The 25,372-nt window shown below is 62.8% G+C and carries 26 protein-coding genes; 4 read left to right on the top strand and 22 right to left on the bottom strand.

All coding sequences use genetic code 11. The annotated features are described in order from the left end of the window. Positions 1 to 36: 36 nt before the first annotated feature. The 3 genes from J5J83_RS10095 to J5J83_RS10085 form a co-directional block, all read right to left on the bottom strand. Positions 37 to 900 (bottom strand): FHA domain-containing protein, encoded by an 864-nt coding sequence (locus tag J5J83_RS10095; protein ID WP_212348704.1) that lies wholly within the window; start codon positions 898 to 900, stop codon positions 37 to 39. 100 nt (positions 901 to 1,000) lie between these two features. After that, positions 1,001 to 1,936 (bottom strand): tRNA 2-thiocytidine(32) synthetase TtcA, encoded by a 936-nt coding sequence (gene ttcA, locus J5J83_RS10090; protein WP_212348701.1) that lies wholly within the window; start codon positions 1,934 to 1,936, stop codon positions 1,001 to 1,003. 57 nt (positions 1,937 to 1,993) lie between these two features. After that, complete coding sequence (locus J5J83_RS10085) at positions 1,994 to 2,743, bottom strand: pteridine reductase (protein WP_212348697.1); 750 nt, start codon at positions 2,741 to 2,743, stop codon at positions 1,994 to 1,996. A gap of 114 nt (positions 2,744 to 2,857) precedes the next feature. On the opposite strand from J5J83_RS10085, the gene J5J83_RS10080 reads away from it, so the two are divergent. Further along, the gene (locus J5J83_RS10080; RefSeq protein ID WP_212348694.1) at positions 2,858 to 4,036 is read left to right on the top strand and encodes an SAM-dependent methyltransferase; all 1,179 of its coding nucleotides are present in this window, start codon (positions 2,858 to 2,860) and stop codon (positions 4,034 to 4,036) included. Between the two features lie 33 nt (positions 4,037 to 4,069). Here J5J83_RS10080 and J5J83_RS10075 read toward each other — a convergent pair whose 3' ends face one another. The 3 genes from J5J83_RS10075 to J5J83_RS10065 form a co-directional block, all read right to left on the bottom strand. After that, positions 4,070 to 4,282 (bottom strand): hypothetical protein, encoded by a 213-nt coding sequence (locus tag J5J83_RS10075; protein WP_212348692.1) that lies wholly within the window; start codon positions 4,280 to 4,282, stop codon positions 4,070 to 4,072. A 209-nt stretch (positions 4,283 to 4,491) separates the two neighbouring features. Further along, entirely contained in the window at positions 4,492 to 5,298 is an 807-nt protein-coding gene (locus J5J83_RS10070) for an alpha/beta fold hydrolase (RefSeq protein WP_212348689.1), read from the bottom strand. Continuing rightward, positions 5,295 to 5,915, bottom strand: a complete 621-nt coding sequence (locus J5J83_RS10065) for a glutathione S-transferase N-terminal domain-containing protein (RefSeq protein WP_212348686.1) — start codon at positions 5,913 to 5,915, stop codon at positions 5,295 to 5,297. The genes J5J83_RS10070 and J5J83_RS10065 overlap by 4 nt, the downstream gene beginning before the upstream one ends. A gap of 74 nt (positions 5,916 to 5,989) precedes the next feature. Here J5J83_RS10065 and J5J83_RS10060 point away from each other — a divergent pair, with 74 nt between their 5' ends. After that, entirely contained in the window at positions 5,990 to 6,187 is a 198-nt protein-coding gene (locus tag J5J83_RS10060) for a DUF2905 domain-containing protein (protein WP_212348683.1), read from the top strand. 22 nt (positions 6,188 to 6,209) lie between these two features. On the opposite strand, the gene J5J83_RS10055 is transcribed toward J5J83_RS10060, so the two are convergent. Genes J5J83_RS10055 through J5J83_RS10040 form a run of 4 tightly spaced genes read right to left on the bottom strand, consistent with a single transcriptional unit; the run spans position 6,210 to position 11,050 of the window. After that, positions 6,210 to 7,439 (bottom strand): multifunctional CCA addition/repair protein, encoded by a 1,230-nt coding sequence (locus J5J83_RS10055; RefSeq protein ID WP_212348680.1) that lies wholly within the window; start codon positions 7,437 to 7,439, stop codon positions 6,210 to 6,212. Further along, the gene (locus J5J83_RS10050) at positions 7,439 to 8,083 is read right to left on the bottom strand and encodes a glutathione S-transferase family protein (protein ID WP_212348677.1); all 645 of its coding nucleotides are present in this window, start codon (positions 8,081 to 8,083) and stop codon (positions 7,439 to 7,441) included. Before J5J83_RS10050 ends, J5J83_RS10055 begins: the two co-directional genes overlap by 1 nt. Before the next feature lie 26 nt (positions 8,084 to 8,109). Beyond that, positions 8,110 to 9,072: a complex I NDUFA9 subunit family protein gene (locus J5J83_RS10045; protein ID WP_212348675.1), complete on the bottom strand. Its 963-nt coding sequence runs from the start codon at positions 9,070 to 9,072 to the stop codon at positions 8,110 to 8,112. Positions 9,073 to 9,127: 55 nt separating this feature from the next. Continuing rightward, positions 9,128 to 11,050: a lytic transglycosylase domain-containing protein gene (locus J5J83_RS10040; RefSeq protein ID WP_212348671.1), complete on the bottom strand. Its 1,923-nt coding sequence runs from the start codon at positions 11,048 to 11,050 to the stop codon at positions 9,128 to 9,130. A 94-nt stretch (positions 11,051 to 11,144) separates the two neighbouring features. Between J5J83_RS10040 and J5J83_RS10035 the strand changes: the two genes are divergently transcribed. Continuing rightward, complete coding sequence (locus J5J83_RS10035) at positions 11,145 to 11,702, top strand: 5-formyltetrahydrofolate cyclo-ligase (protein ID WP_212348668.1); 558 nt, start codon at positions 11,145 to 11,147, stop codon at positions 11,700 to 11,702. Here J5J83_RS10035 and J5J83_RS10030 read toward each other — a convergent pair. The 12 genes from J5J83_RS10030 to thiL form a co-directional block, all read right to left on the bottom strand. Further along, complete coding sequence (locus tag J5J83_RS10030) at positions 11,692 to 12,453, bottom strand: ABC transporter substrate-binding protein (RefSeq protein ID WP_249115673.1); 762 nt, start codon at positions 12,451 to 12,453, stop codon at positions 11,692 to 11,694. The two genes, J5J83_RS10035 and J5J83_RS10030, sit on opposite strands and share 11 nt — an antisense overlap. Positions 12,454 to 12,692: 239 nt before the next feature. Then, a complete protein-coding gene (gene ilvA / locus J5J83_RS10025) occupies positions 12,693 to 14,213 on the bottom strand; it encodes a threonine ammonia-lyase, biosynthetic (RefSeq protein WP_212348662.1) in 1,521 nt (506 codons plus the stop codon). Between the two features lie 111 nt (positions 14,214 to 14,324). Continuing rightward, a complete protein-coding gene (gene hprK / locus J5J83_RS10020; RefSeq protein WP_212348659.1) occupies positions 14,325 to 15,287 on the bottom strand; it encodes an HPr(Ser) kinase/phosphatase in 963 nt (320 codons plus the stop codon). Then, complete coding sequence (gene ptsN / locus J5J83_RS10015; protein WP_212348656.1) at positions 15,256 to 15,741, bottom strand: PTS IIA-like nitrogen regulatory protein PtsN; 486 nt, start codon at positions 15,739 to 15,741, stop codon at positions 15,256 to 15,258. Before ptsN ends, hprK begins: the two co-directional genes overlap by 32 nt. 130 nt (positions 15,742 to 15,871) lie before the next feature. Then, on the bottom strand, positions 15,872 to 16,195 hold the full coding sequence (raiA, locus tag J5J83_RS10010) for a ribosome-associated translation inhibitor RaiA (RefSeq protein ID WP_212348652.1): 324 nt from the start codon (positions 16,193 to 16,195) through the stop codon (positions 15,872 to 15,874). A 17-nt stretch (positions 16,196 to 16,212) separates the two neighbouring features. Beyond that, positions 16,213 to 17,667: an RNA polymerase factor sigma-54 gene (locus J5J83_RS10005; RefSeq protein WP_212348649.1), complete on the bottom strand. Its 1,455-nt coding sequence runs from the start codon at positions 17,665 to 17,667 to the stop codon at positions 16,213 to 16,215. 27 nt (positions 17,668 to 17,694) lie between these two features. After that, a complete protein-coding gene (gene lptB / locus J5J83_RS10000; RefSeq protein WP_212348646.1) occupies positions 17,695 to 18,417 on the bottom strand; it encodes an LPS export ABC transporter ATP-binding protein in 723 nt (240 codons plus the stop codon). Beyond that, positions 18,404 to 18,853 carry a recombination regulator RecX gene (gene recX / locus J5J83_RS09995; RefSeq protein ID WP_212348643.1) on the bottom strand — a complete coding sequence of 150 codons (450 nt, stop codon included), beginning with the start codon at positions 18,851 to 18,853 and terminating at the stop codon, positions 18,404 to 18,406. The genes lptB and recX overlap by 14 nt, the downstream gene beginning before the upstream one ends. A 29-nt stretch (positions 18,854 to 18,882) precedes the next feature. Then, positions 18,883 to 19,920 carry a recombinase RecA gene (gene recA / locus J5J83_RS09990; protein ID WP_212348640.1) on the bottom strand — a complete coding sequence of 346 codons (1,038 nt, stop codon included), beginning with the start codon at positions 19,918 to 19,920 and terminating at the stop codon, positions 18,883 to 18,885. A gap of 28 nt (positions 19,921 to 19,948) precedes the next feature. After that, on the bottom strand, positions 19,949 to 20,464 hold the full coding sequence (locus tag J5J83_RS09985; protein WP_212348637.1) for a nicotinamide-nucleotide amidohydrolase family protein: 516 nt from the start codon (positions 20,462 to 20,464) through the stop codon (positions 19,949 to 19,951). A gap of 2 nt (positions 20,465 to 20,466) precedes the next feature. Continuing rightward, a complete protein-coding gene (locus tag J5J83_RS09980) occupies positions 20,467 to 20,925 on the bottom strand; it encodes a phosphatidylglycerophosphatase A (RefSeq protein ID WP_249115672.1) in 459 nt (152 codons plus the stop codon). 25 nt (positions 20,926 to 20,950) lie between these two features. After that, entirely contained in the window at positions 20,951 to 21,910 is a 960-nt protein-coding gene (thiL, locus tag J5J83_RS09975; protein ID WP_212348631.1) for a thiamine-phosphate kinase, read from the bottom strand. Positions 21,911 to 22,099: 189 nt separating this feature from the next. Between thiL and J5J83_RS09970 the strand changes: the two genes are divergently transcribed. Then, positions 22,100 to 25,306, top strand: a complete 3,207-nt coding sequence (locus J5J83_RS09970; RefSeq protein ID WP_212348628.1) for an EAL domain-containing protein — start codon at positions 22,100 to 22,102, stop codon at positions 25,304 to 25,306. The last annotated feature ends 66 nt before the right edge of the window (positions 25,307 to 25,372 follow it).

Here is a 25,372-nt window from a genome sequence, read left to right as displayed (position 1 = left end):
CTCCTTCTCGCCAGGCACGCCTGCCATATAAGGGCATCACACCAGATCGAAAAATACCAGGTCGCGTTCGATTTCGTTTGAGGAGAAGCCGCAGCCGATGCGACCCGAACCGCTCAGCACCAGTTCGTCGTCCTTGATGCAGCGTTCGGGGTCGCCGTTGATCGACACATGACAGCCGTTCGAACTCTGGTCGATCAGCACGAATCCTTCCCTTCTGCGCTCGATCCGGGCGTGCTGTCGCGACGCACGCGCATCGATGATCACCACATCGTTGCCCAGTTCGCGCCCGATCAGCACGATCGGGCGATTCTCCTCGACAAAGACCACATCTTCCTGGTGCCTTAGTCGGAGTCGCTGCGAAATTCGCGCATTCGGGGGCACCGATGTGACCATGCCGACCCTGTGGCCGATGGCGAACACTGGCCATTCGAGCGAGCGCTGCGCCTCGGATTGAAAGGCTTCTGCGGCGGCGAAATGGCGGGTTGCCGGTGATAGCAGCATCACGGCCGTGTTGCTTGCCAACGCCTGCCCCGGTTGGCAGGTCTCCACCAAGCGGCGGGCACCCTCGATGCCTTCGCCATCTTCGTCGGTCTGCGTCAGACCGTAATGAAGTCCAATCCGGATCTTGAGCTGTGAGCCGCTCACGGGCGGAAGGTTAAGAACCCGCTCGAGCATTTCGCACGCAGCGACCACGCCCGCATCGCAGCGCTCGAAACTTGCCGTAATGCGCGATCCATTGCGTTCAAGCGTTTCCCCGCCATTACCACCTATTGCCCTGTCGATGCGGTTCAGGCAGCGATCAACCGCGTGCGTGGCCTCGTCCTTCCCCAATCGGGCGACGAGGCGGTCGCCACCAATGACTTCGGCCACAAGGACGCACAGGTTTTTGCGATCGGACATAGGTTTGGAATGACTGTTGGTCTGGCGCGTAGGCACTTTTGCGGCACGAAGTCGCCGTCATGTATCCAATGATGATCAAACACCGTGGGCGATGCAAGCCCTAAGGCAATGCCTCGGGAATATTTCGTGGTTCGCCGACGAGGCGCACGATATTGTCTCCGCTTGCCGGCAAAGGCTGAGGATCGAACGCAATATCGCCTTCGTCCAGTAGGGTGCCACGATCGATGCCGACGAAGTCGAACAGCTTCCGATCGGCCAGATGAGAGGGGACGACATTCTTCAACGATGTCGCCAACGACTCGATGCGGCCCGGAAACTCCCTGCCCCAGGCCTGAAGCATGGCCTTGATCTGTTTGCGCTGAGCATTTTCCTGGGAGCCGCACAGATTGCACGGGATGATGGGGAAGTCCATGCTGCGGGCAAAGCGGGCGATATCACTCTCGGTACAGTACGCCAGCGGACGGATGACCATGTGCTTGCCATCGTCGCTGACCAGTTTCGGTGGCATGGCCTTGATCTTGCCGCCAAAGAACATGTTCAGGAACAGCGTTTCCAGCATGTCGTCGCGATGGTGTCCGAGCGCAATCCGGGTGGCGCCGATCTCGGCTGCGGTGCGGTAGATGATACCGCGGCGCAGTCGCGAACATAGCGAGCAGGTGGTCTTTCCCTCGGGGATCTTGTCCTTGACGATGGAGTAGGTGTCTTCGGTCACGATGCGGTATTCGACGCCGATCGATTCGAAATACGCGGGCAGGATGTGGTCGGGAAAGCCCGGTTGCTTCTGGTCCAGGTTCATCGCCACGATGCGGAACTTCACCGGGGCGCGCTCGCGCAGCGCAAGCAGGCAGGACAGCAGGGTGTAGGAATCCTTGCCGCCGGAGACACAGACCATCACCGTGTCGCCGTCTCCGATCATGTTGTAGTCGCCGATCGCTTCGCCAACGCTGCGTTCCAGCTTTTTCTTGAGGCGCAGGAAGGTGTTGGAGTGGCGGTTGTCGGCTTGCTCGGTGCTTGGCTGGGGCGTTACGGTGTTCACGCTCGTGCTCGATTCAAAAGTCTTTCCCGATTATACACTTGCCTTTCGAGGGCACGATTACAGGTGCACGCTGCGCCCGCCGTCCACGGCGAGGATCTGTCCGGTGACGTAAGGTGCGTCGATGAGTAGAAAGCGCACCGTGCGCGCAATGTCCGCTGGACTGCCTTCGCGCTGAAGCAAGGTATGACGGATGATGCGCTCACGCTCCGTGTTGGCGAACTGGTCGTCCTCGGGCCATTCAATCGGGCCGGGTGCGACGCCGTTCACCCGTACGTCCGGTGCCAGTTCGATGGCGAGCGCACGCGTCAGGCCGGCCAGCCCGGCCTTGGCTGCACAATACAGCGCGTAGTGCCGCAGCGGCCTGTCGGCGTGGATGTCGACGATATTGACGACCGCACCGTTGCTGGCCCGGAGCGCTGGTGCAAGCGCCTGGGTAAGAAAAAGCGGACCCTTGAGGTTGGAGCCGATCAGGTCGTTCCACGCCTGGCTGTCGATTCGCCCCAGCGGCGTGGGGAAGAAGCTCGATGCGTTGTTGACCAGCCCGTCGAGGCGGCCGAAATGGGTCAGGGCCTCGTCGGCCAGTGCTTCCGGAACGCCATCCGCGCCAAGATCACCGCCGACAATGAAGGCAGATCCCAGGCGGCGCGCATTGAAACTGGCCGCGAGCGCCTCGGCCTCGAGCCGGCTGCTTCGGCAGTGCAAGGCGATACGCGCGCCACTCGCGTGCAATTCGCTTGCGATGGCGGCGCCAACCCGTCGCGCTGCGCCGGTAACCAGAAAGACGGGGGCGGGGGAATGATCGTTCATGATGCGATTGTAGGTGGTCGAGGGGCTTGGTTGGGGGGATTGCTCGCGCGTCGTAGCGGCAGCGAGCGCAGGACGGTCGGCTACAATGCCGCGTCTCCATTTTGCGTCGCGATCATGTCATCCCTGCCTCAGCCTTCAGCAGAAGCCCTCGAACAGAGCCACCGGCTGACTGCCCTGCTGCAGTCCGAAATCCTCGCCGCTGGTGGCTGGATACCGTTTTCGCGTTTCATGGAGCTTGCACTCTACGCGCCCGGGCTCGGGTATTACAGCGGCGGCGCGAGAAAGTTCGGTCCTGCGGGCGATTTCATCACTGCGCCCGAACTGACGCCACTGTTTGGTCAGGCGCTTGCCAGCCAGGTCGAGCAGGTGATGAAGGCCAGCGCGATGCAGATGATCGAGGTTGGCGCCGGGACAGGTTTGTTGGCCGCAGACCTGCTCCTGGAGCTCGAGCGGCGTGGCTCGCTTCCGCTGCGCTACGGCATTCTCGAGCTTTCCGCCGAACTGCGCGAGCGCCAGTTCGACACCCTCGCGCAGCGCGCCCCGCACCTGGCCGCGCGCGTGGAATGGCTGCATGCCTTGCCGGAAAGCTTCTCAGGGGCGGTGGTGGCCAATGAAGTGCTCGATGTGATGCCTGTACATCTGCTGGTGTCGACTGCCGACGGGCTGCTCGAGCGTGGCGTGGTGCTTGCCGAACGTATCAAAGGCGAGGGGGAAGTTCTGTGCTGGGGTGACAGCCCGGCACAAGGGGCGGTGCTCGAGGCCGCCCTTGCGCTCGATCTGCCGGTGCCGGAGGAGGGGGAATATCTGACCGAGATCAACCTCGCCGGACAGGCATGGATGGCGTCTTGGGCAGACCGTCTCGAACGTGGAGCGATGTTGCTGATCGATTATGGCTACCCGCGCGCGGAATACTACCTTCCGTCGCGCTCGAGCGGCACCTTGCTGTGCTATTACCGTCACCAGGCACACGCCGATCCGTTTCTGTGGCCGGGCCTGAACGACATTACGGAGTTCGTGGACTTTACCTCGATGGCCGAAGCAGCTTTCGATGCGGGGCTCGAGGTGCTCGGCTATACCAGCCAGGCGCAGTTTCTGTTCAATTGCGGAATTCTTGACTGCCTGGCTCGCCGTGGCCCCGAAGGCTCGGCGGATTACGTCCGTGCCGCGCGTGCCGTGCAGCGACTGACGACGCCGCAGGAGATGGGCGAGTTGTTCAAGGTGCTCGCCGTGGGGCGGGGCATCGAGACGGCGCTGATCGGGTTTGCCCGCGGAGACCGGCTGCACACCCTGTGAGTCGGGTGTGCCAGATCCGGGCCGCACGCAGGGTCATTCGCCGGTATCGATTCGCGACATCGCACGCAGAAACCCTTCGATATCGCGTGGCGGCGGCATGCGATCCTGCGCTCGGGAGAACTCGATTTCCTGCAGTTGAAGTGCTGCCCAAGGCTGCTGCAGCCCGCTGGTGGCTGGAACTGCCTCATCTGGCATCCCGGCTTCCCGAACAGCTTTGCCGGTCTGCATGTCCATATAGATCACCATGATGGCCTCCACAACTCGGCCGGTTCTGCCGGCCTCCTGATTTCATTAACGGCCGCTTTCGAGGCGGGCTTGAATGGAAGATTGGGACCGATGGTGCGATGTTCAAGACGCTGGCGCAGCGTCTTTGATGCAATCATGACAAGACTGCGGTGGCCTGGCCATGAAAAAAAACACGAATTGTGGTTTTTTTGCCGCTGCTGGCGCGCCCGTTACATGCCTTGCGTGTCCAGCCAGACGGCGATGCGTTCCGCGACGCCTTCCCAGCCGTGTTCGAGCATCATGCCGTGGCCGAGATCGTCGAAGATCTCGGCCTTCAGGCCATAGGTCGCCGCCGTCATCATGACCTGGTCCGGCGGAATGAGCTGATCATGACTTGCGCCCAGGACCAGCATCGGCACGTCCCGCATCCTGCCCGGCTGGGGCAGGTTGAAAAGGGTCATGTCCCAGATGGCGCGGTGCGATTCGGGCTGGCTCAGCGCATAGTAGCGGCGCAGGGCCGGCGCTTCGATCGGCTGGTGGAACAGGGCTTCGCGCAGGCTTTCCAGTTGCGCCTCGCCTCCGCTCATCAGGCGGTTGAGGTCCGCCAGCAGGTGCGGCTTCTTGAACATCAGGCCAAAGGCCGACCCCATCAGGCCTTGCGGTGGCACTGAGGCCATCAGCACTGCGGCGGGCGCCGTCGCACGTTCGAGATACTTCTGCACCACCATGCCGCCCATTGAATGACCGATCAGCACCGGCGCACCGGGCAGACGGGCCACCACCGCCGCGACGTCGTTGACATAGTCGTCTATCGAAAGCGCGTCGAGATGGTCATGGTGAAGGCTCTTGCCATGACCGGACAGGGATACCGCATAGGCGGTCCACCCGCGTTCCGCAAACCACGGCAGGAAGTGCTCTTCCCAGCACCAGGCGCCGGTATAGGCGCCATGAACGAACAGCAGTGGGGTCGTATGGGCAGTTAATTCTGCCGGGCTGTGGCACAGTACTTCAAGGTCGCCGAAGCGGGATGCGTTCATCGGGGAATCTCCATGCCGCGCCGCACGGCCGGACGGTCAGCCATGGCCATGAACCAGCGCTGCACTTTCGGGTATCGGGCAAGGTCGATACCTTGCCAGTCGTGGCGGGCAATCCAGGGGTATGTCGCAATGTCTGCGATTGAATAGGTCCCGCCGGCAAGCCAGTTGCGGCCGTCAAGGCGGGTGTTGAGCACGCCGTAAATGCGTGCGGTTTCTCCGGTATAGCGGTCGATTGCGTAATGGATACGCTCGGGCGCGAAACGCAGGAAGTGGTGCGCCTGGCCCAGCATCGGGCCGACGCTGCCCATCTGGAACATCAGCCATTGCTGCATGTCGTAGCGCTCGCGCGGGTCGGCCGGGATCAGTGCGCCGTGCTTCTCCGCAAGGTAGAGCAGGATCGCGCCCGACTCGATCAAGGTAATCGGGGCGCCATCGGGACCATCGTCATCGACGAGCACCGGAATCTTGTTATTCGGGTTGAGTGCAAGAAATGCCGGATCGAATTGGGCCTGTCGGGTGATGTCGATCGGGCGTACTTCGTATGTAAGGTTGAGTTCTTCCAGCGCGATCGAGATCTTTCGACCGTTTGGCGTTCCCCAAGTGTACAGCGTAATCATGTTCCGGCTTCTCTGTTGGTTGCAGTGACCGCCCCTGAAGGGGTCTAATCCGCCATCGTTGTTCGGAGTTACCGATGCTCAAGTGGATTGTGGTCATCATGCTGGTCGTCCTGTTGACCGGCCTGATTCAACCCGGAGCGGCCGCGCGCTTGAGGCTTGGCCGGCTGCCGGGTGACGTCGCATTCCGTTTTCGTGGCAGAGCTTACCATTTCCCGTTTACCACGACCGTAGTGCTGTCCTTGCTGGCGTGGCTCATTATGCGGTCGATCTGAACGGCTGTCCGTGCGGTTCTGCTCAGCCTGGGGGTGACATACGGTCACGCGATGCACGCACGGCGGATACCCGTGCGGCGTGGATGCGGAGCGGAATCTGTGACTTGTCGGCACATTCACGCGCGATACCGGCGGCGTCCACGGCGCTGAATGCGTCGAGATACTGCCGCCAGCGTGCTTCCGGCGGCCACTGCTGCGGACGTTCTCCGCCGCGGCCGAGATAGTCGCAGCCCGCCGCCTGCAGCATCTGCTCGAAGCGCTCCGGGCGACGCAGGGCGTCGCAGCGCTCGAGTACCTTGACCACCGTTTCCGGCCGCAGGACCTCGACCTGGCCGAGGATGCCGTGTTCGCGCGCCACCATGCGGGCGAGATCACGGCATTCGGCGGGCGCCTTCAGGCGGCTGGATACGGCGAGCGCCATCTGTTCGCTGCGTGCCTCGTGTCCGTAATGATGGGGCTGGATGTCATCGGGTGTGCTGCCCTTGCCAAGGTCGTGCAACAGGCAGGCCCAGCGCACGGCGAGCGGCTGCGTGCGCTGTGCGGCACAATCGATGACCATCAGCACATGCTCCCCGGTATCGATCTCGGGATGGTGCTGCGGCGGTTGCGGAACGCCGAACAGCCGGTCCAGCTCGGGGAGGATGCGGGCCAGCGCGCCACAGTCGCGCAAGACCCGGATCATGCGCGAGGGCGTCGCCTCCATCAGGCCGCGCGCGATCTCCTGCCATACGCGTTCGGGCACGAGGTGATCGACTTCCCCCGCCTCGACCATGCGCCGCATCAGCGCAAGCGTCTCGGGTGCTATCGTGAACGCCGCAAAGCGTGCAGCAAAACGTGCAATGCGCAGGATGCGTACCGGATCCTCGGCGAATGCCGGACTGACATGACGAAAAACCCGTGCATGGAGGTCGTCGACGCCCCCGTAGGGGTCGGTCAGGCGGCCCTCGTCATCGCGCGCGATGGCGTTGATGGTGAGGTCGCGGCGCAGCAGGTCCTGTTCCAGCGTGACATCGGGCGCGGTGTGACAGACGAAACCGGTATAACCCGGTCCGCTCTTGCGTTCGGTGCGGGCCAGGGCATATTCCTCGTGGGTGTCGGGGTGGAGAAACACCGGGAAGTCCTTGCCGACCGGGCGGAAACCCCGGGCAAGCATGGTCGCAGGCGTTTCCCCCACCACCACCCAGTCGCGGTCCTTCACTTCCAGGCCGAGGAGGGCATCGCGGACCGCACCACCGACGACGTATGCCTGCATCAGCCGTACAGGTCCTCGGCGGCAATCGCTTCGGTTTCGGCTAGCGCGGCGGTTTCCCATTCACGCATGTCGGCGTTGGACAGCATCGTATCGAGATACGCCGCGGCTGCACCATCGAGTTTCACGCCATAGGTCTTGAAGCGGAAGCACACGGGGGCGAAGGCTGCATCGGCGATGCTGAACTCGCCAAACAGGTAGGGGCCGGCGCTTCCGAAACGCTTGCGGCAATCCGCCCAAATGGCCGCGATACGGGCGATATCGGCGTCGACTTCGGGACTGTGGCCGTGACCGGTGTAGTCCTTGCGGATGTTCATCGGCATGTTCTGGCGCAGTTGCGAGAAGCCCGAATGCATCTCCGCACTGACCGCCCGCGCCACGGCACGTGCGCTGGCATCGGCCGGCCACAGCTGCGGATTCTTCTCCGCCAGGTATTCACCGATGGCCAGCGAGTCCCACACCACGAAACCGTGATCGATGAGGCAGGGTACCTTGCCCGAGGGCGAATGCGAGAGGATGTGTTCGCGGCTGCCGGGAATGAACAGCGGGATGCGGATTTCCTCAAACGTAAAGCCGCCTGCGCGCGCTGCCAGCCAGGCGCGAAGTGACCAGGATGAATAGTTCTTGTTGCCGATGATGAGTTTCATCGCGGACTCCGTCAGTAGGAGGGGGGTTAACGCCGCGCGTGGCGGCGCATGGGATTGTAGCGGGCGCGCTGGTTGCCCGCGGGGCCCAGCCAGCCCGGCACCACGGCCTCGATGGCGGTGGGGCGCAGTCCGAACGGCAGCGGGGCGGCGGTGGCAATGTTGTCGGCGCGCATCGAGCGCACATTGTCCCGGCTCATCAGCGGGCGGGGCGCAAGCTCCATCAGGCCGGCCTGAAGCATCGCCAGCCCTTCTGGCAAGGGAATGACCGGGCGCGGATGTCCGACCAGTGCCGATACGTATTCGACCAGTTGACGCAGGGTGTAGACGGTGGGGCCAGCGAGCTCGAAGGTTTGATCGCGTGCGGCGGCGCTGTCATTCAGGCAGTGCCATACGACTTCGGCGACATCCTCCACATACACCGGCTGAAAGCGCGCGCTGGCGCCCCCAAGCGGAATGATCGGGAGCACGCCCGCGAGCCTGGCGAACAGGTTGAGAAAGCCATCGTCGCGACCGAACACGACTGAGGGTCGCAAGATCGTCCACGCGACTTCGGGTGTCGCAGCGCGTACGGCCTGCTCACCTGCGGCCTTGGAGCGCTGGTATTCCGACGGTGCCGCGGCGTCAGCGCCCAGCGCGCTGACGTGAATGAGCTGGCCAACACCACTTGCCTTGCACGCGGCAACGATCCTCGTCGGTAATTCGACATGGGCGCGGGCGAAATCGGGGCCATACGGTGATCCACTGCGCGAGTGCAAGATGCCGACCAGATTAACCACCGCGTCGGCATCCTCGAACAGCTCGTTCAGCACGCTTTCATCGTGACAGTCGGTCTCGATCACCTCGACATTAGGCAGCAGCAGCACCTGTCCGGCGCGACTGCGTCGGCGTGTGGGGATCAAGACGCTGATGCCGGCTTCGGCGAGCCGATTCGCAATGGCGCTGCCGATAAAGCCGGCGCCGCCGATCAGTACGACACGTTGTGGACTCATTGCAATGCCTGCTCCGTTTTTGCTGCGAATAGTGTGTCCCTTTCCCGGTGTGAATTCATCGGGCGTCCGGGCGTGCGGCAATGGTGCCCAGCCGGGCCTTGAGTGATTGCGGGCGACCATCGAGCATGGCTGCGTAAATCACGGTATTGGTCATGACTTTCTTCACGTAGTCGCGGGTTTCGTCGAAGGGAATGGTCTCCGCGTAGATGGCGCCTTCCAGGGGCTTGGCGTCGCGCCAGCGCTTGGCGCGTCCCGGGCCGGCGTTATACCCGGCGCTGGCCAGCACCGGGTGATTGTCGAGGTCCTCGAGGATGAGGCGCATGTAGCTGGTCCCGAGCTGCACGTTGGTGTCCGGGTCGGCGAGCCGGCTCTGCGAGTAATTGCTCATGCCGATCTTGCCTGCGACCCATTTCCCGGTCGCAGGCATCACCTGCATCAGACCCTGTGCCCCGGAACTGGAGCGAGCAGGCACGACGAAGCGGCTTTCCTGGCGCATCAAACCATATACCCAGCTCATGTCCAGTCCCTGATTGCGCACCTGGGGCTCGATCAGCTCACGATAGGGGGTCAGGAAGCGCAGGTCGAACGCGCCGTTCGGATTGGCCAGTTCTGCGGTGTTGATGGCGCGGTCGAAGATGCCGTGCTTGAGCGCAAGGCGCGCGGCAGCGAGACGAAACGATTCGCTTTGCCCACGCAGCGACCAGTTCCACTCGCGCACGGCCTCGGTGCGCATGTCCAGCGCAAACAGCGCCATGGCTCTTTGCAGACCGGGGTCTTCTTCCGCCTGGTGTAGCTGCGCCGCACTCAGGTTGGTTTCGCCGGCACGGGCGGTAAAGGGACGTCCGAGCTCATCGCCAGCCAGCATGCCGTAGAAGTGAGCTTGTCCGGCGATGCGGGCAAACAATGCGTCAGCCTCGGCCTGACGGTGATGCTCACGCAGCGCGCGAGCGCGCCAATAGGTCCATTCCGGAAGCGATTGTTCATCCTCGGTGAGCTGGTCGATGCCGTCCAGTACCGCGTGCCAGTCGCTGTTGCGAAGCGCGGCGCGCACCCGCCAGGCGCGCTGCTCGGGGGTCATGGGCACGTCACCCGCGGCGCGAAACCAGTCCATCGCTTCGCTGCCCTGAGTCCACGCCGCGCGAAGTGCGAGTGCCGAAAACACGTAGGCTCGTTCGTTGCCTTCGAGACGATCCTGAAGCCTGATCAGGCGTGCATGGGCGCCGGCGATGTCGTCGCGCATCAGGCGCACGAGCGCGGCGAGCGCGAGTTCACGCCCAACGCGTCGGGTGGCGAAATTGGCCGGCAGACGGTCGATGTATTGCGACGGGCTCTTGAAGGCCTGATCGAATGCACCGCCGTTGCCTGGTGCCAGCCACTCCAGTGTGGCACGCGCATTGGCCGCATTGCGGCCTTCGACCTGACGCCGGAAACGCCACCAGACGTCGTCGGAACTGACATTGGCACTGCTGATCGACGCGCGCAGCACCGTATCGCAGGCGCCCGGCGCGTCATGCAGTTCATGCCACTGCGCCCCGACCTCGGATAAGGCACTGCGGTCACCATTCATCAGGCGCGCAGTCCAATGGTGGCAGCGCAATTCGGCGTCGGGGTTCTGGAGGTCGGGGTAGAGCTGCATGAAGCCCGCCCAATCTCCATCCTTTGCCAGCCGTCGCAGCCAGTCCGCCCGCAAGCGTTCTGCGAGCATCGAGCCTGCTTCCTGCATAAGAAACTCGGACAACTCAGATGTCGGTGGCACCTCGGGCCGGGCAAGCTTGTTCAGCAGCAGCCAGTAGCGCACGTAGGGGTCCAGGGGGTGGGCGTCGGGCTGCTGCTGCACGAGGCGCTCGAGCGTGTTACGGTCTCCGCTGCGGACGGCATCGCGAGCGGCGAGAATGCGAGCGTCGCCCTCCTGCGGGAAAGCGTTTGTCGTCAATGTCAGACATGCGGCGAACAGCAGCCCCCATGAAACCTTGCGCATCCCTTACCATTCCTTTTCAAGATCGATTCACCATATCACAGTGACCGCACTTTTCCCCGCTCCTACAGCAGACGTTCAGCGCCGCCGCCGTCTCATGCGCGATCGGGCCCTGGTGGCCCGCGAAGCGCTGCCGTCCGAGGTGCGCGCTGTGATGGAGCGCGCCATCGAGGGTCATCTCGATGGTCTTGTCGAACAATTGCGACCGCGGTCTCTCGCCTTTTGCTGGCCATACCGCGCCGAGCCCGATCTCAGGGCCTGGGTAACACGCTGGCTCGGCGCCGGTGAGGGCAGGCTCGCCGCACTCCCGGTGGTGTTGGAGAAGGATGCACCGCTGGTGTTCCGTGCGTGGACGCCGGGCGCAACGATGCAGGCCGACCGGCATGGTATTCCTTTTCCCGTCGCTGGCGTTACCGTTTTGCCCGATGTGGTACTGGTTCCGCTGAACGCCTTCGATGCCGGCGGTTTCAGGCTCGGATACGGCGGTGGCTACTTTGACCGCACCCTGGCGGCAAAGCGTTTGCAGGCCATTGGTGTCGGGTTCGAGTTGGGCAGGGTCGATTCCGTACTGCCACAGCAACACGACCGCGCCATGGACTGGCTCGTGACCGAGGCGGGCGCTTTTGCCACGCCCGTGCAAAGCGTCAACGCGTGACGACGATAGGCTCCAGGCCATGCCGGCGTGCAGCGGTCAACAGGCGACCGTCGCGCTTGATTGCAGCGAGAAAGCGGTCAAGGCGCTCTAACCAACGCTCGTCGCCCGGCGCGATGGCCCATGCATAGGGTGTGACGTGGTAGCTTGCCACGGGTCTGACGACCCGCGCCCAGGAGACGTCGTGCTCCATGTGCATGCTGTATGGGTAGTCTGCCATGAATACGTCGGCTTGCCCCGACTCTACGGCATTCTCTCGCGCATGGGGAGAGTCGAGCACCAGTAGTCGGGCATGGCGCAGTTTCGCATGCATGACATTTTCCTGGAGCGTGCCCTTGGTGACGGCGACGACAACGCCGGGTTGGTCGATATCGTCCCAGTGCGCGATGCGCGGATGGTTGCGGGTGGTGACCGCGTAGATGTCGCTGGCGAGGTGTGGCGTGGTAAAACGCAACCTCTCCGCCCGCGCTGCTGTGACGCCAACGGCAAACATCGCAACGTCGCAGCGGTCGTTCAGGACGTCCTCGCTCAGGCGCGCGAAACTGCTGTCGATGAACTGCGTGCTGACCCGCAGTTCCCTGCCGAGTTCAAGCGCAAGATCAATGTCGAGGCCCCGCAATTCCTGAGTCGCGGGCGAGCGGAAGGAGATGCCGTAATAGTCGGGCCAGATGCAGACTCGCAGGCGCTTTTCGGCCTGGATGCGCTCAAGTCGGCTTTGATCGGCTTCAGCGGTGGAGCCGACGGCGAACGTCATGAGCACACCGATCAGTGCGCAAATCCATCCAATAGGGCGAAGGGGGCTGGGGCAGGTCACGCAGTGCCTTAATGTTGCCGCGATTCGGGACATTCCTGGCCGTGGCGCGTGAGAAACCGCAAGCGTTGATTTGCGGGACTCAAGTACGCTGGGCTACTGCTGATTTCTATTACAAAAGACGTAAGAACTCAAGCGCTGAGTTAACAGTGGACCGGCCCACGACGCCCAAATCACACTGGTCAGGAAAGGAACATGCGGTATGCCGGGTTACTGGTTTCGTCTACGTACTCGTAGCCCAGGCGCCGCAGAAATGCGTCAAAGGCCGCTCCGTCTTCCGGCGGAACCTGCATGCCGACGAGCACGCGTCCAAAGTCCGCACCGTGATTACGATAGTGGAACAGGCTGATATTCCAGTCTGACTGCAGGGTGCCGAGAAAATTGGTCAATGCCCCGGGTCGTTCGGGGAAGGTGAATCGATAGATCGACTCGTTGTCCGCCTGCGGCGCACGTCCCCCGACCATGTATCGGATGTGCGTCTTGGCCAGTTCATCCTCGGTCAGATCGACCGCTGGAAGCGAATGGCGCTCGAGCATCTCGACCAGCCGGGTCGCCTCTCCGCGATTGTGGACGGTGACGCCAACAAAGATGTGGGCGCGTTCGGCGTCGGCGTAGCGATAGTTGAACTCGGTGATATTGCGGTTGCCCAGCAGACTGCAGAACTTGCGGAACGAGCCGGGCTGCTCGGGAATGGTCACGGCGAGAACGGCTTCGCGCTGTTCGCCCAGTTCTGCGCGTTCGGCCACGAATCGCAAACGATCGAAGTTCATGTTCGCACCCGAGGCCACGGCGACCAGATGCTTGTCGCGCAGCTTGTGACGGCGGGCATATTCCTTGGCGCCGGCGACGGCGAGTGCGCCGGCCGGCTCGAGAATGGAGCGGGTATCCTCGAACACGTCCTTGATCGCTGCACAGATGGCATCGTTATCGACGAGGATCATTTCGTCGACGTATTGTTGGCACAGGCGGAAGGTCTCGCTGCCGACCTCCTTCACGGCAGCGCCGTCGGCAAAGATGCCGACCTGGTCGAGCACGACGCGCTTGCCCGCGGCCAGCGATCGGGTCATGGCATCGGCGTCGACCGCCTCAACGCCGATGATCCGGGTTTCGGGGCGCAGACGCTTGATATAGGCCGCGACGCCGGCAATCAACCCGCCTCCGCCGACACAGCAGAACACCGCGTGGATCGGCTTCGGATGTGCGCGCAGGATTTCCATGCCGATGGTGCCCTGGCCTGCGATCACGTCGGGGTCGTCGAAGGGGTGCACGAAAGTCAGCTTCTCCGACTTCTCCAGCTCCACGGCATGCGTGTACGCTTCGGAGAACGATTCGCCCGCAAGCACCACCTCCGCGCCGCGCGACTTCACGGCATCAATCTTGATCTGGGGCGTGGTGCTGGGCATGACGATCACCGCACGCGCACCAAGTTTCTGTGCCGACAGCGCCACGCCCTGGGCATGGTTTCCCGCCGAGGCACAGATCACGCCTCGTTGCAGGGCCTGGGGCGAGAGCTTGACCATCTTGTTGTAGGCGCCGCGCAGCTTGAAGCTGAAAACCGGCTGCATGTCTTCACGCTTGAAATACACCTGATTGTGAATTCGGGCAGAGAGATTGCTGGCGAAGTCCAGGGGGGTCTCGATGGCGACGTCGTACACCTGGGCGTTGAGGATACGTTCCAGATAATCCGGGCTGGCGGCGGTCATGGCGTGGGCTTTGTGTTCAAGACACTGCGGTAAAGAGGACGAGGGTATCAGTCGATGCGGCGCCGCGGCAAGTGCGGGACCGGAATCATCGTTGTGGCAAGGTACGTCAGTTCAAACGTCGTCTGTCGCCGACGGCGCGTCCGGCGCATTGCGCTCGAGCTGGAGAATCTGCCGCTCGATGAACTCCTGCGTCGAGTCCACGCCGCGAAGCTGCAGGATGGTGGACCGCACGGCCGCCTCAAGGAGTACGGCAAGGTTGCGTCCAGCCGCGACCGGCAGGGTGACGCGGGGAATGCTGGCACCCAGTATGTCCTGATGTTCGCGCTGCAATGGCAGGCGAGTGGGATCATCCTGACCCGGCTGGCGGCGCTCGAGATGGCAGATCAGGCGCAGGCGCATCTTGCGCCGGCAGGCGGTTTCGCCAAAGATGGTGCGAATGTTGAGGATGCCAAGGCCGCGGACCTCGATGAAGTCCTGCAGGAGTTCGGGGCAGCGACCTTCGAGCACATTGGGTGCGATGCGCGAGAACTCGGTGATGTCGTCTGCGACGAGGCCATGGCCGCGGGAGATCAATTCGAGTGCCAGCTCTGATTTACCCGCGCCCGAGCTGCCGGTAATGAAAACGCCCAGGCCCAGCACGTCCATGAAGACGCCGTGCAGCGAGACCTTTTCGGCAAGCTGACGCGAGAGGTAGAGACGCAGTTGGTCGATGACGCCGGCGGCAGGCTGGGGCGTGATGAACAGACCGACGTTGTGCGCCGCACAAACGCCATAGACGATATTGGGTACCTCGCAACCGTCGGCGACGATGAAGGCCGGTGGATGGGCTGACAGGATGTCGTTGAGGTGGTGGGCGACCTTGTCGCGCGACTGGCGCTGCGCCCAAGCCAGCTCGGCCGCACCGAGAATCTGCAGTCGGGCAGGGTGAATCAGGTTCAGGTGGCCGATGAGGTCGGCTGGCCAGATGCGCTCTTCCGCAACCGACAACGCCGCATCGATGCTGCCGCTGACGTGGGTCAGCTGCAGGCGGACGCGATTGTCCTCATACAGCTGCCGTACGCTCGTTTGCCGCATCGGAACCCCAGTTCGAGAACAGGGCGTGGAGCGCCGCTGCATCGGGCGCGGCCAGCAGCTGTTCGCGGAAGCTGCGATCACTGAACATCTGCGCCAGCTCCGACAGCAACTGGAGATGGGTTTCGTTGGCCTGCTCGGGCACCAGCAGGATGAAGAGCATATTGACCGGCCGCCCGTCGGGGGCGTCGAATTGAACCGGCGTATCGAGGCGCAGGAAGGCGCCGGCTGCTTCCTTGAGTCCTTTGATTCGTCCGTGCGGAATGGCTATGCCCTGTCCCAGACCGGTCGAGCCGAGACGTTCGCGGGCGAACAGGCTGTCGAAAACCGTGCTACGGGCGACACCCTGATTGTTTTCGAACAGTAGCCCCGCCTGCTCGAATACGCGCTTCTTGCTGCTGGCGTCGAGGCTGGCGACTACGTTGGAAAGCGGAAGGAGTTGGGAAATGAGGCTCATGCGCGTCGGGGCTCGCGCAGCGCCGCCGAAGCGGACGCCACGCTGAAAGATCTTCCAGATCCGGACTTCACCGGACCACCAGTGCGGCGGATTATAGCCTCACCCGGCGCACGAAGATCTATTGAAAAAGTCACGCCTCGGGAGTCTGGTGCTTGTGGGAGTCGTGGTGGTGGTCATTGCTCTTCTGCTTGTACTTCAGTACCTGGCGGTCGAGCTTGTCCGTCATTGCGTCGATGGCTGCATAGAGGTCGGCATCGGTGCTTTCGACGTGAATGTCCTTGCCGCGCACATGTACCGTCACTTCCGCCTTCTGGTCGAGTTTCTCAACTGAAAGAATCACGTTCACGCTGGTTACGTTGTCGAAATGACGAATGACGCGATCAAGCTTGCCCGACACATAGTCGCGGATTGCCGGGGTCACTTCGACGTGGTGTCCGGTGATGTTGAGATTCATGGTAACTCCTCTTGTTATCAAAGCGTTTTGCGCAGGCTGACCGGCGGGATATTGAGTGATTCGCGGTATTTGGCAATTGTACGCCTTGCGACCACGATACCCTGCTGGCCCAACAGATCGGCAATCTTCGCGTCGGACAAGGGTTTGATCCTGTCTTCAGCCTCGACCAACTGGCGAATCAGCGCGCGAATCGCCGTTGATGAGGCCGCTCCACCGGTATCGGTGGCGACGTGACTGCCGAAAAAATACTTGAGTTCAAACACACCGCGCGGCGTCGCCATGTACTTCTGCGTGGTGACACGCGATACGGTGGATTCATGCAGTTCGAGCTGGTCCGCGATCTCCCTCAGCGTCAGCGGCCGCATCGCCACCTCGCCATGATCAAAGAACTGCCGTTGCTGGTCAACGATGGCCTGAGAAACGCGCAAAATCGTGTCAAAACGCTGCTGCACGTTCTTGATCAGCCACCGTGCTTCCTGCAGCTGCCCGGTCAGACCGCCGCCCTGCCCCCTGTTCTGCTGCAACAGGCTGGCATAGAGCTGGTTGATGCGCAGCCGGGGCATGGCTTCGGCGTTCAGTGAGACCGTCCACCGTCCGCGCAGCTTGCGCACGACGACGTCCGGCAGAACGTAGCGCGTTTCCTCGCTGGAATACTGTGAGCCCGGGTGCGGGTCCAGCCGGCACACCAGGGCATGCGCTTCGCGCAGCGCATCGTCGTCGCACCCAGTGAGACGTTTGAGCTTGGCAAAATTGCGCTCGGCCAGCAGCTCCAGATGTTGTTCGACGATGGTCAGCGCGAGGTCACGGCTGGTCGAGGCAGGCATGGCCCGCAGTTGCAGACCGAGGCATTCCTGCGGTGTGCGTGCGCCAATGCCGGCCGGTTCCAGTTGCTGCACGTGACACAGCGCAATGGCGAGGTCGTCGAGTTCGACGTCGAGCTCCGGCGGCAGGAGTTCGAGCAGGTCCTCGAGTTCCTGATGCAGGTAGCCGTCGTTGTCGAGCGCTTCGATGATGAAGCGCACGAGCAGGCGGTCGCGATCGGAAAGGGGCGACAGGGCGACCTGCTGATCGAGATGATCGCGCAACGAGGTCCCGGCCGCCTGGAACTCCTGGTAATCGGTATCCTCGTCGTCGTCGCTCTTGCTGCTCGCGCCGTTACCGGTGCCCGACCAGTCCATGCCTTCTTCGAAATTCGCGTTCTCGTTGTCGGGGCGCGTATCGGCCTCGGGGGTGGCGTCCGGACTGCTTTCGCGCGGGGTGTCGGTTACGGGCTGGGCGTCGCTGCCGAGCTTTGCTGGCGCGAAGTCGCTGCCGTCGCCGTCCTCGCGTTCCAGCATCGGGTTTTCGAGCAGGAAGCGCTCGATTTCCTGATTCAGCTCGAGCGTCGACAGTTGCAACAGCTTGATCGATTGCTGCAGTTGCGGGGTCAGCGTCAGATGTTGCGAGAGCTTTAGCTGAAGAGTCGGTTTCATGGATTGAATTGAGCGCTCAGGCCGGCGTCAGAGGCGGAAATGCTCGCCAAGATAGACCTGGCGGACCTGTTCGTTTGCAATGATGTCACGCGGCAATCCGCTGGCCAGTACACGGCCTTCGGTGATGATTGTGGCACGGTCGCAGATGCCTAGTGTCTCACGTACGTTGTGATCGGTAATCAGCACGCCGATGTCGCGCTCCTTGAGAAAACGGATGATCTTCTGGATGTCCAGAACGGCGATGGGGTCGACGCCTGCGAACGGTTCGTCGAGCAGGATCAGGCGTGGGTCGGTGGCGAGTGCGCGGGCGATTTCGCATCGGCGTCGTTCGCCACCCGAGAGTGAGATGGCCGTGTTGTCGCGCAGATGGGCAATACCGAGCTCCTCCAGCAGTTCTTCGAGGCGCTCGTCGATCTTTGTCTGTGCCAGACCCCTGAGCTCGAGTACGGCCCTGATGTTCTCTGCCACGGTGAGCTTGCGAAACACGCTCATTTCCTGCGGCAGGTAGGACAACCCAAGGCGTGCTCGCGCGTGGATCGGCAAGTCGGTCAGGCGGGCAGCGTCCAGCTCGATTTCGCCGCCATCGGCACGGACGAGGCCGACAATCATGTAGAAACAGGTCGTCTTGCCCGCGCCGTTGGGGCCAAGCAAGCCCACGACTTCGCCCGAGCCGACCTCGAACGAGACGTCATGAACCACGGTGCGCGCCTTGTAGCGCTTTTGCAGGCCGCTGACCTTAAGCAGACTCATCGGGGGCTTCTTTCAACAATTTGCAGATCACGTCGGTGGAAAAGCCACGGGTTTGCAGAAAGCGCGCTTGACGCGCCCATTCACGGCGATCCGCGGGTGAGGTTCCGAATCTAGACTGCCATACCGCACGCGCGCGGTCGAGTTCGGAAACCACACATTCGTGCTCGATTGCCTCATCGATCAGGTTACGCTCGATGCCGCGACGCGCCAGTTCGTGCCGCAGCCGGGTCGAGCCGTAACGTGAGGCCTTGCTCCGCACCAAGGCCTCGGCGTAGCGGGGGTCGGACTGCAGGCCGAGTTCGGTCATGCGATCAAGGACGGCTTCGATTTCGTCCGCACTGCCATAGGGCGACAGCTTGCGCGCCAGTTCCTGGCGCGAATGGTCGCGACGGGCGAGATGACGCAGCGCACGCTCGCGCAGACTCGGCTCGCCCATCGGCGCTTCCTACCGCGTCAGCGGCCGGATCAGGCCTCGGACGCGATTGGCACGGTCTTGCCAATCGCGGCCATTTCGTCGAGCCCGACTGCCGCGCGAACCTTGTTCTCGATCTCGCGCGCAAGCGCGGGATTGGCGCGCAGAAACTCGCGCGAGTTGTCCTTGCCCTGGCCGATCTTGTCGCCGTTGTAGGCGTACCATGCGCCGGACTTGTCGACGATCTTGTGCGTGACGCCGAGGTCGATGATTTCGCCTTCGCGGGAGATACCCTCTCCGTAGAGGATGTCGAAGTGCGCCTCCTTGAACGGGGGCGCAACCTTGTTCTTGACCACCTTGACCCGGGTCTCCGAACCCACGACCTCGTCACCCTTCTTGATGGCGCCGGTACGGCGGATGTCCATGCGCACCGAGGCGTAGAACTTGAGCGCATTGCCGCCGGTGGTGGTCTCCGGGCTGCCGAACATGACGCCGATCTTCATCCGGATCTGGTTGATGAAGATCACCAGCGTGTTGGTGCGCTTGATGTTGGCGGTAAGCTTGCGCAAGGCCTGCGACATCAGGCGAGCCTGCAGGCCGGGCAGTTGGTCGCCCATCTCACCTTCGATTTCAGCCTTGGGCGTCAGCGCAGCGACCGAGTCGACGACGACGATATCCACGCCGCCCGAGCGCACCAGCATGTCGGCAATCTCGAGCGCCTGTTCGCCGGTGTCGGGTTGGGAAATCAGCAGGTCGTCGATGTTGACCCCGAGCTTCTCCGCGTAACCGACGTCCAGCGCGTGTTCGGCGTCAATGAACGCGGCGGTGCCGCCCAGCTTTTGCATCTCGGCGATGACCTGCAGCGTCAGCGTGGTCTTGCCGGACGATTCCGGACCGTAGATCTCGACCACCCGACCGCGCGGCAGGCCACCCAGGCCGAGCGCGATGTCCAGCCCGAGTGAGCCGGTGGATACGGTCTGGATGTCGCGCTCGATGCTGCCGTCGCCCATCCGCATGATCGAGCCCTTGCCAAACTGCTTCTCGATTTGCGAGAGCGCAGCGGCGAGCGCCTTGGCCTTGTTGTCGTCCATGAGTGGTCCTTCCTGAGTGAGATGCGAATTATGGCACAGAGATTGCAGAGATGCTGCCGCTATCGGCAAGCTGAACCACCGTATCAAGTGCGGCAATCACGGTCTGTCTACGCACCGCTTCGCGGTCGCCGTCGAAGTGTCGCGTGGTGGCGAAGGGGGGGCTGCCGCGCACTGCCCATGCGATGCAGACCAGGCCAACCGGCTTGGCTGGGGTGCCGCCGCCGGGGCCGGCAACGCCCGATACTGCCACCGCGATGTCGGCCTTGCTCTTGTTCAGTGTACCGGCAACCATCTCCACAACGGTCTCTTCGCTGACGGCACCGTACCGGTTGAGCGTGTGTTCGGCAACCGCGAGCATGTCGGATTTCGCCGCATTGGAGTAGGTGACAAAGCCGCGATCGAACCAGTTCGAGCTGCCCGCCGTGGCGGTAACGACCTCGGCGATCCAGCCGCCGGTGCAGGATTCGGCCGTGCCCAGCATCCATCCGCGGCGCTCGAGTGCGGCGCCGATGCGGGCAGAGAGGCGTTCGAGTTCATGGTCCATGGTCAGGCACCGAACAGACTGACCAGCACGGCCAGAACAAGCAGCGTGAAACCGGCGGCCAGCAGATCGTCGAGCATGACGCCAAAGCCACCCTTGATCTTGCTGTCGGCCCAGCGGATCGGCGGTGGTTTGGTGATGTCGAAGAGCCTGAACAACGCGACCGCAATGGCCTGCCACAGCAGCGTGGCGGGGGTGAATGCAAGCACCAGCCACATTGCCACCATCTCGTCCCAGACGATGGCGCCATGATCCGACACGCCAAGCGCGCGACCGGTACGCTCGGCGGCAAGAATGCCGGCGATGAACAGCGCGCACAGCAGGAACAGGAAGGTGGGCTCGGACAGCGGCGCACGCAGCAGCGGATAGAGCACCCACGCGAGCAGGGTGCCGGCCGTCCCGGGGGCCTTGGGCGACAGGCCGGCGCCGAATCCGAGCGAGATGAAGTGCGCTGGATGGCTCATGAGCAGACGAACGGTAGGGCGTGGATCAGGCAAAGTGGTCATATCCGGAAAACAGTGGCGCCAGCAATCGGCCGTCGGCCTCTCGTAGCATGAGATCGGCATCGCGTTCATGAAGCTCGCCGATGCGGGTGAGTGCCACGCCGCTGTCCTGCGCCAGTTGCCGCAGCGCGGCGCGATGCCGGGGCGGGGCGCAGAAGAGCAGTTCGTAGTCGTCGCCGCCAGCAAGTACGCTCCGCCTCGCACTGGCTTCGCTGACGCCGAGGTCGAGAAGGGGCTGCAGCGGCAGGTGGCTGACGTCGACGATGGCGCCGCAGCCCGAGCACTCGACGATATGTCCCAGATCACCGAGCAGGCCGTCGGAAACGTCGAGCATGGCACTTGCAAGCGTGCGCAATTCAAGCCCCAGCTCGATTCGCGGCACTGGGCGTTGCAGCGCCCCAACGCATTCGGCTTGTGCGGTCGTGCTCAGGCTCACCTTGCCTTGCAGGCTGGCAAGCCCTAGCGCTGCGCGACCGGGCTGGCCCGAGATCCAGATATCGTCGCCGGCGCGGCCGCCGCAGCGGGTGATCGCCAGCCCGGTCGGAACTTCGCCGAGGATGGTGATGCTCAGTGCAAGCGGCCCCCGGGTGGTGTCTCCGCCGGCGATGTCCACGCCATAGCGCGACGCGCAGGCAAACAGACCGTCGGCGAACGACGACAGCCAGCCTTCATCGACAGTGGGCAGTGTCAGGCCCAGAAACGCCCAGCGTGGCTCCGCTCCCATTGCGGCAAGATCCGAGAGATTGACCGCCAGCGTCTTCCAGCCCAGACCGTGCGGATCCGTGTCGCCGAAAAAATGGGTTCCGGCCACCAGCAGGTCGGTCGATACCGCCAGTTGCATTCCCGGGCGCGTGTGCATCAAGGCGGCATCGTCACCGCCGGCAAGATCCGTATGCGACGTGGCGCGCGAAAAGTAGCGGCGAATCAGCTCGAACTCTGAAGGCATGATACGTGGGGCGGGCAGGGCGGGACAGGACGACGTTGGAGCTTACCGCAAAAATACGCGAGGGCAGAGAATGCGGACCAATGACATTTGCAGGCAAATGTCAGATAGGTCGCACATTTTGCCATCTGGATGATGTCCTCGCCCCAAATTGGGTAGTATGCTCGCTGAAAACAGGCAAACGGAGGGCGGGTGATCCGCGTATTTCGGGGCGAGCTCGCGGGCAGGCTTCTTGCAATCGTGATGGCGATTGTCGGCATCGTCATGCTTCCGGTTCTGGTGCTAGGCGATGCCTATCTGGAGCGACAGGCGCGCGAGGAGGCGGAAGGAGAGCTCGTTGCGCTGAGCCGCCTTGCACACGATCTTGTGGAAACGCAGTACGCCTCGATTGCCGACGGCCTGTCGCGGCTCGCGGATTCGATGGCCTTGCGTTTCCACGGCAGTTATTCCGCTGCGAATGACCGTGGCGGCGCTGATTTTCTCATCGATGGCGTACCGGTCAGCGCTCGGCTTGGCGATCTGTCGAGATTCGGCGAGGATCTCCAAGGCACGCTTGCAGCGATATTGGTGCCGCAGGGCGACGGCTTCAAGGTGATTTCGTCGACACGCTGGGGCGACGATGCGCAGGCGCCGATATTGCAGCTAGAGCGGGCATCGATGGAGAGGATCGCTGCGGGCATGCGCTGGCAAGGATTGGTATCCATCGACGAACGGCCCTTTCTGCTTGAGGTATTGCCGGCACGCGATCGTCGTGGGCGCGTGGTCGGTGCCATGGTCGTTGGAATCGACTTGACGCGGGCCTTGCAGACGCTGCGAGAGCGGCTCAGACAGTTCGTGATCGGCGATACCGGCTATTTCTTTGTGGTCGATGCAAGCAATGGCCGCAACCGCGGCAATTTCATCGTTCATCCGACTCAGCAAGGCGATACGGCGCTGGTGCAACCGAATGATATCGGGCGCGATATTGCCAGTCGGATGCTGCAGCAAGGGCGCGGGGTGCTGGCCTATGCGTGGCAGAACGAGGCTCGCAACGAAACGGCTCCGCGCAGCAAACTGGCCGCGTTCGAGCTGAGCGAATCGCTCGGCTGGTTGATCGGCGCCAGCGGCTACGTGGACGAATTCGGTCGCGGCGCTGCACGGGTTAGAGCCGAAATTACGATGTGGCTGGTGGTCATGGCAGTGCTACTCACGGTGGGACTGAACATGGCCATCCGGCGCATGGTCATGCGACCCATGCTGCGCCTGCAGCGCACGTTGCGAACCTTGAGCCGTGGCAACGAGGCACTTGTCCACTCGTCAACCGAACGCGAACTGGTGACTGCGATCTGCCGCATTCTGGTGCATACAGGGGGGTACCGGTTGGCGACCATAGATGTCGTCGATGTCGACGGAACGCTCAGGCGGGCGGCTGCCGATGGTGACGCCAATCGGCTGCTCGCCGCGCTGGAACAGGATGGGGTGCGGTGGTCGACGGCAGTTCTCATGGTGCTCGATTCGGGACGCCATATTCATCTCAGATCGAACGAGCTCGCCGAGCCTGCGCTGCGGCGGGCGGCATTTGAGTCGGGGTGCGCGTCCATGATTGCATTTCCACTCGTGAGCGGGGGAACGTCGCTCGGGGTCCTGTCGATCTGGGCCGGGCAAGCTGCGGATCTGGATCAAGCGGGCGTCAAGCTGCTCGAGGAGTTGGCAGAGGATCTGGGCTACGGGTTGATGAACCTGCGCGCGGAGGCTGCCCGGCAGATGGCGGAAAAGGCACTTACCCTGCGTCAGCGGGTCATCGAGGCCAGTCGGGACGGCGTGCTCATTCTTCATGCCGAGAACGGGCGCCATCTGGTTCGCGACGCAAATGCGGCGGCCTCGAGCATTCTGGACAAGGCGCACGCAGAGATCATCGGGCGTGGAACCGATGCCTTCAGCGTACTGGAGCGTGAAGATGTCGAGGCATTCCAGGCGGCGCTGGAGGCCGGGCGTGATGCAGTTTTCGAGTTCGAGGGCAGTCGGAGCGACGGGTCCGTGATGTGGTCCGAGTGGCGGGTCGAGCATGTACCGGACGGCATGGATTCTTGCGTGGTGCTCGTCATCCGGGACGTAACCGAGCGCAGGCTCCATGTTCAGCAACTGGAACATCAGGCTCATTTCGATGCGCTTACCGGTCTGCCCAATCGCACCCTGCTCGATGACCGCCTGTCGCAGGCAATGATTGCCGCCCGGCGGCGCAAGGCAACACTGGGGGTGGCCGTGCTGGATCTGGACCACTTCAAGCGCGTGAATGACGATCTTGGGCATCGCACTGGTGATCGACTGCTGTGCGAATTGGCCAAACGCTTCAAGCACGTTCTTCGCGACGGCGATACTGCGGCACGGCAAGGTGGGGACGAGTTCGTGGTGCTGCTTCCCGACCTGGACAACGAGGAGCAGGCCTACGCCGTACTCGACCGTCTCCAGACTGTGCTGTCGACGCCGGCCGAGATCGACGGTAGGCCCTTCGTCCTCACCACAAGCATTGGTGTCAGCCTCTATCCGCAGGACGGAGAAGACGAAGAAACATTGCTCAAGCACGCTGATATCGCGCTGTACCAGGCCAAGGAGTCCGGCCGTAACGCGATTCGCTTCTTCACCGCGGAAATGAACGAGCAGGTGCACGACAGGGTGATGTTCGAGCAAAGCCTGCGTCATGCCCTCGATCACAATGAAATGCGCGTTGTCTATCAGCCCCAGGTGCGTGCCCAGGATGGGCGCTGCACCGCCGTCGAGGCGCTGCTGCGCTGGGAGCATCCAACGCTGGGTGCGATCTCGCCCGCCCGATTCATTCCGGTTGCTGAAGAGCTTGGCCTGATCGAACCCATCGGCGAATGGGTCTTGCGCACCGCGTGCGAACAGGCGGTCGCGTGGCGGGCGGCCGGCTCACCGGTGCGGGTTGCGGTCAACGTTTCGGTGCGGCAGTTCCGCGGCGGCAATCTGCCCGAGCGTGTCGCTGCGGTACTCATGGAGACGGGACTGCCGCCCGAGTTGCTGGAGCTCGAAATCACCGAGAGCATGCTGATGGGAAAGGTCGACCAGGCCGAAGAGGTGCTTCTGCGGCTGAAGGCTCTGGGTATTACGATCGCACTCGATGACTTCGGGACGGGCTACTCCAGTTTTTCCTATCTGCAGTATTTCAAGATCGATTCACTGAAGATCGATCAGAGCTTCGTGCGCGCCTTGCTGCAGTCGGAAAGCGCGATTTCCATCGTGTCGGCAATCATTGCGGTAGCGCACAGCCTGGAAATGCGCGTCATTGCAGAGGGTGTCGAGATGGAATCTCAGCGGAGCCGGCTCATTGACCTTGGCTGCGACGAGTTGCAGGGCTATCTGATCGGCTATCCGCTCGGCCCGGAACAGCTGGCGCTGTCGTAGGGGAGTGTGGAGGCGACAGGCGAACGTCGGTACCGCTCGCACCGCTGATTATTGCCCGCTTCAATG

Origin of the sequence: Azoarcus sp. L1K30, assembly GCF_018122735.1 — a bacterium.
Taxonomy (GTDB): Bacteria; Pseudomonadota; Gammaproteobacteria; order Burkholderiales; family Rhodocyclaceae; genus Parazoarcus.
This window is presented reverse-complemented; position numbering and strand designations above follow the sequence as displayed.